Origin of the sequence: Pseudomonas sp. NBRC 111130 (assembly GCF_001320485.1) — a bacterium.
GTDB classification, from domain to species: domain Bacteria; phylum Pseudomonadota; class Gammaproteobacteria; order Pseudomonadales; family Pseudomonadaceae; genus Aquipseudomonas; species Aquipseudomonas vlassakiae.
This window is the reverse complement of the sequence record NZ_BCBG01000089.1, coordinates 1-3,584: the sequence shown is the minus strand read 5'-3', so window position 1 is coordinate 3,584 and position 3,584 is coordinate 1. Positions and strand designations below refer to the sequence as shown.

The 3,584-nt window shown below is 64.4% G+C and carries 3 protein-coding genes; 2 read left to right on the top strand and 1 reads right to left on the bottom strand.

The features are described 5' to 3' along the window. Window positions 1-30: 30 nt before the first annotated feature. The gene (locus APH33_RS22515) at window positions 31-1,371 is read right to left on the bottom strand and encodes an MFS transporter (protein WP_054887256.1); all 1,341 of its coding nucleotides are present in this window, start codon (window positions 1,369-1,371) and stop codon (window positions 31-33) included. 294 nt (window positions 1,372-1,665) lie between these two features. Here APH33_RS22515 and APH33_RS22510 point away from each other — a divergent pair, with 294 nt between their 5' ends. Both APH33_RS22510 and pcaQ read left to right on the top strand, forming a co-directional pair. Continuing rightward, a complete protein-coding gene (locus APH33_RS22510) occupies window positions 1,666-2,595 on the top strand; it encodes an AraC family transcriptional regulator (RefSeq protein WP_054887255.1) in 930 nt (309 codons plus the stop codon). Between the two features lie 10 nt (window positions 2,596-2,605). Then, window positions 2,606-3,538 (top strand): pca operon transcription factor PcaQ, encoded by a 933-nt coding sequence (gene pcaQ, locus APH33_RS22505; protein WP_054887254.1) that lies wholly within the window; start codon window positions 2,606-2,608, stop codon window positions 3,536-3,538. Window positions 3,539-3,584 lie beyond the last annotated feature (46 nt).

The window sequence follows — 3,584 nt, the reverse complement described above, 5'->3', positions numbered from 1 at the left end:
GAAGCCGGTACAGCCCATGCATTCCTCGAATCAGGCGGCAGTCTTCAGCTCGATCCGATACAGCTTCCCGAGCAGCAGCGAGTAGGACAGGGTGCCCATCAGCGCCACCCCGCCGATGAACCAGAACGCCATGGCGAACGAGCCGCTGGCATGCACGATCGCGCCAATCACGATCGGCGTGACGATGCCGCCGATGTTCGCCGCCAGGCTGGTGATCCCGCCGGTCAAGCCGATCAGTTCCTTGGGCGCGACTTCCGACACCGCCGCCCACGACGCCGAGGCGATGCCCTGGGCGAAGAAAGCCAGGGTGAGGATGGCGATGCACAGCACATTGGAATCGGTGAAGTTCACCAGCACGATCGACATGCCCAGCATCGAACCCACCACCAGCGGCAGCTTGCGGGCGAACGACAGCGAGTAGCCCTTGCGGATCAGCAGGTCGGAAACGATCCCCGCGAGGAGGATGCCGACCGTGGCACCAATGAAGGGCATGACCGCGAAGATGCCGACCTTGATCAAGGTCAGCTGGCGCTCTTCGATCAGGTAGGTGGGGAACCAGGTGAGGAAGAAATACAGCGCCGAGGTGCTGGCGAACTTGCCCAGGCAAATGGCCCAGATCTGGCGGTAGCGGAACAGCTGGGCGATTTGGCGCCAGTCGAAGCGGGTACGTTCCTGGCTGCTTTTGACCAGGCCGCCGCCTTGTTCGATGTAGGCCAGTTCCTCCTTGCTGACCTTCTTGCAGTTCAGCGGGTCGCGGTACAGCCACAGCCACACCACGCCGAACAGGATGCCGACCAGACCGGTGCTGTAGAACACATGACGCCAGTCATAGGTGGTCGCCAGCCACAGCAGTGCGCCAGTGAATAGCGCGGTGCCCAGATATTGGCCGCACACGTAGATACTGCTGGCCATACCGCGTTCGCGGGCGGGGAACCACACCGTGACCGCACGGCTGTTGGCCGGGAAAGCCGGGGCTTCCATGGCGCCCACCGCCAGGCGCAGGCCGAACAGCGAGGCGAAGCCGCTGGCCAGGCCCTGGGCCACGGTGACCGCCGACCAACTGATCAGCGACACGCCGTAGGTCAGGCGCGAGCCGAAGCGGTCGGCGATGAAGCCGGCGGGTACCAGGGCCAGGGCGTAGGTCCAGGCGAAGGCGGAGAAGATCAGGCCCATCTCGACCTTGTCCAGGGCCAGATCCTTGGCCATGAACGGCGCTGCGATGGAGATGTTCACCCGGTCGACGTAGTTGATGATGGTCGCCACCAGCAGCAGCGACAACATGAACCAGCGGCGGCGGGTGGGCAGGCGCTGGGCAGGGGCCGCGTCCAGCGCGTATGACGACGCGGCGCGGGGGGTAGGCGTGCTCGACATGAGTCGACCTCGTTTGTTGTTGTTGGTAGAGGTTGGGCTGCAGTCCCTTTTCTAAGGTGGTCGTACAACGAGTCGAATGCAATGGCGGTTTTAGACCGTTTTTTTTACAGAGGATGGGGTAGGTTGGTGCTGTCCAAGAAAATCCACTGTCAGGGTTTTGCCCGCAGTCCTTGCTGAATACCGCGTTTTTGGCGGGCTCTGTAGATTTGCTGTTGCGCAGGTTTTTGCAGAAGGGGTTAAATTGCAGAGTTTGGACATCGTACAACTAAAAGCCCTGCTACCCGGAGATTGCCCATGCCCCCCAAGCGCGAGGTCCCGACCTACGTCATGCAGCAGCGCAGCGAGCTGATGGATTTCTACATCCGCGACCAGCGCGGCCGCCCCGCCGAGACCGCGCCGCATCGTCACGAGTACTTCCAGATTCAGGTCAACTTCGGTGGCGACACGGTGCAGCACATCGGCAGCGTGCAGCGCCCCTTCAAGCGCAACACCTTGGCCTTCATCCTGCCGCACCGGGTGCATGTGATCCCGCATCCGGCCGACAGCGACTTCGTGGTGATCAATTTCTCCCAGACGTTCCTGCTGCCGCACCTGGCCTGCGACCCGATGGACCTGGAGGAGGTGTCGATCCTGCAGGCGCCGGAGCTGTCACCGTTCCGCTTCCAGGAGCACCTCGACTTCTGCCTCGACGAAGCCGACTTCGCCGAGGTACGGCAGATCCTCGATCGGATGCGCACGCTGGATGCCAATCGCCGCTTTGGTAGCCGCGAAATGCTCAAGGGCCTGCTGCTGCAGCTGATCGGCCAGGTCTGCGGCCTGTATGCCGAGCCGCTGCGCGAACTGGCCGACAGCAATGCCGCCCAGCTCAGCCGCCGCGCTGCGCTGGGGCGCATGAGCGAGTACTTGCGCCGGCATATCGATGACCCCGACTTGAACCTGCAGAAAGTGGCCGCCGCCACCTACCTGTCGCCGACCTACCTGACCCACTGGCTGCGCAAGGAAATCGGCAAGACCTTCAGCGAGCTGGTGCTGGAGCGGCGGATGCACACTGCACGCAATTACCTGCTCAATGGCAGCCGCCCGGTGGGCGAGGTTGCGCGGCTTTGTGGCTTTGCCGATGAGGCCTACTTCTCGCGGCGCTTCCGCCAGATCCATGGCCTGCCGCCAGGGCAGTTCCGCCGCCAGCAGCGCGACCCGGATACGCCGCAGGTGGCGATGCGGTAAGCTTGCCGGCATGAACCTCGACACCCGTATCAAGTACCGTCACCTGCTGTGTTTCCTGGAGATTGCCCGGCAGGGCAGCCTGGCCAGGGCTGCGGATATCCTGGCGATCAGCCAGCCGGCGATCTCCAAGACCCTCAAGGAGCTCGAGGACCTGCTCGAAGCGCGCCTGTTCGAACGCAGCCGCCAGGGCGTCGAGCTGACCCCGGCCGGCACGCGGTTCATGCGTTACGCCGGGCCTAGCGTGCAGGCGCTGCGTGATGGCGTCAGCAGCTTGCGCGGTGAGGCGCGGGCACCGTCGCAGGTGCGCATCGGCGTGCTGTCGACGGTCGAGGGGCTGCTCATGCCCGAAGTGCTGTGCCGCCTGCATCAGCGCCACGAGGCCTTGGTGATCAGCGTGGTCACCGGGGTCAGTGCGCAGTTGCTTGGGCAACTGCACCTGGGTGAACTGGAACTGGTGGTCGGGCGCATGACCGAAAGCCCGCAGATCCAGGGGCTGTCATTCGAGCACCTGTACAGCGAGTCCATGGCCCTGGTGGTGCGCCCCGGCCATCCTTTGCTGGCAAGTGCACCAGTGGAGCGGCAGCGGGTCGGGCAGTACCCCTTGGTGCTGCCACCGCCGGGCACCACCATTCGCCAGCATGCCGACAGCCTGTTCGTGCAGTGCGGCATCCAGATGCCGGCGCAGCGCCTGGAGACCTTGTCGTTGGCGTTGAGCCGGCGTTACCTGCTGGGTAGCGATGCGTTGTGGGTGGCGCCGCGGGATGCGGTGCTGCTGGATTTGCGCCGGGGTGAGCTGGCCGAACTGGATCTCGGTGTGCGGGAGCCGGGCGGTTCGGTGGGCATCTGTCGGAATGCGGCATTGCCACTGAGCCTGCCGGGGCAGTGGGTGTGCGAGGTGCTGCGCGAGCTCGCTGAGCAGTATCGGGAGGGGCGGTATCCTTGAGGTGCATGCCGCAAGATTTTCAGCGCCTGTGAGATCGAGCGCCGCC